Genomic DNA, 1934 nt, shown 5'->3' with positions numbered 1-1934 from the left:
TTATTCTTACGTGGAATAACTTCTTGAAGGATTTTAAAAACAGTTTCTTTCAAAAGTTTGCTTGTATAGATGTGTTGCAAGCCCAGCAGGATGAGTGGAATACCATCACGCGATGAGACATCAATGACAATGCTGGCAATATCTACTTGCCCAATTTCCAGTTGTGACGATATGATATTTCTCATGGATCTGATGCGAAGTTTTGCTGGAATGGAACTGTTATTGAGGACTCAGTATTTGCCAGTTCGATTTGTAAGAATAAATACTTGTTCAATAACAATGGTATAACCATTTTTTACGATAAATACCAAAATGGGGCACTCAGAATCTTCAGTAGTGATATTTGGCGTTATCATACCATAATATGTTGTTTTAAAAGGGTATTATTTATTTCGTGCAAGCACTAACTAGAAGAAGGTTTTTATGTTCAATGTTTTCTTTTCTCACAGCAGAGAGTTTAATTCTGATTGTTCTTGCAATTTTTTCCACATCTTTCTATGAACCACTCAAGAAAGTTATTGATGATTCATGGCACTGTTCGGCATCTGGTATATTTATAATGATTTTTCTTTTTCTATTTCTATTTTGGCAAATGATTATCACCACTTTCTGGGGGTTATACTATCTAGGTGAGAGACTTCATCAACCAGAACCATATTAACCATATGGTTCTATCGACTGATTGTACCCGCTGACAGGCCCTAAGAATCAGTCAATGTTTAATACAAGATCACGAATATTAGGAACTTGTTTATCTAATTGAGATTGATTCACTGACACATTTTTACCTGCAATTGTCTTGTTCCCTGCAGTTAAACTAGAGATTGGTATACCTAAAGCTCCTGAAACAACTGAAGCAGTATTCGCATCATTTACCTCATACTGGAACATATTCTTAAATGCTCGGCGGTTATTAGGGGTAGATGAACCATTAGGGTGAATACAAAATAAATGAGATGTTTTCTCCCATACATTCCAAATATCCTCTGCAATTTCATTAACTACTGTTTTAAAAGCTCCAGCAGAAGAGCAATTCATTTGAGTTAAACGGTTTCCTATATACATATATATTTGTGGTAATGACATTGAATACCGAAGTGAATTCAAATAAAAATCTGACTGAGAATCACCACCATACCTTCTTAAGCCATAAGCCAGAGATAAAACAGCTTTCACAGATCGTTTAGATGAGCCATCAGCAGAGAAAGGAATAATCAATCTTTCCGCTGCTGTTAATGCTAATTCGGTATATATAGAAAAACTAGGATTACAATCAATAAACACACAACAATCATCATTGTTCCATGAAGATTGTATATCAGTTATTAAATCTCGAGCCCAAAGATGAACGATACGCCATGCATCTTGAGGACCGCTAAAAGTAGCACCTGTAACTTTTGATGATTGAATTTCTAACTGCTCATCACCAACGACCAAGAAAACATTACTTGGTACATTAGAATTATATTTTGAAACATTTGTAATATAACTAGCTCCTGATTCAGGTGAGACATAAGGGCTCATTATTCGATTATCAATATAACCAGAAATTGTTCTTCTTGGACTCGCTGTATGTATATCGGTTAATGTTTTCTCCCCTTCTTCAATGCCACCAAGCAGCATGGATGATGAGTTAGCTTGCGGACACAGATCCACAACCAATACTTTCTTTGTTTGATTTTGTCTTGCGTATTCGGAAGCTATTTGAAATGTTAAATAGCTCTTACCTACTCCGCCTTTGTTATTCCATACTGCATAAATTGCCATGTTAAATCCTTACGCTTAAGACTTGTTAGCCATACTACAAAATAATTAAATTGTACTGTTATAAAAAGGTTCTGTCGCAATAATTATCAAAAGCGCAGACCTCCTGGTCTTAATGATGTAGGGTAGCGTGGCTGGTTCTTTCGCATAAACTTCACTTTCCGACGTTA

General features: G+C 35.6%; 1 protein-coding gene and 1 pseudogene. Both read right to left on the bottom strand.

Annotated elements, in window-relative coordinates; all coding sequences use genetic code 11:
• Positions 1 to 185: pseudogene (locus CDZ78_RS10570) on the bottom strand (ISNCY family transposase); the annotation flags it as partial.
• 523 nt (positions 186 to 708) lie between these two features.
• Complete coding sequence (locus CDZ78_RS10565) at positions 709 to 1767, bottom strand: ParA family protein (protein ID WP_087869983.1); 1059 nt, start codon at positions 1765 to 1767, stop codon at positions 709 to 711.
• Positions 1768 to 1934: the final 167 nt, after the last annotated feature.

Source organism: Bathymodiolus platifrons methanotrophic gill symbiont, from assembly GCF_002189065.1.
GTDB lineage: Bacteria > Pseudomonadota > Gammaproteobacteria > Methylococcales > Methylomonadaceae > Methyloprofundus.
Note: the sequence above shows the minus strand (reverse complement) of the source record. Positions and strands in the feature narration are given on the sequence as shown.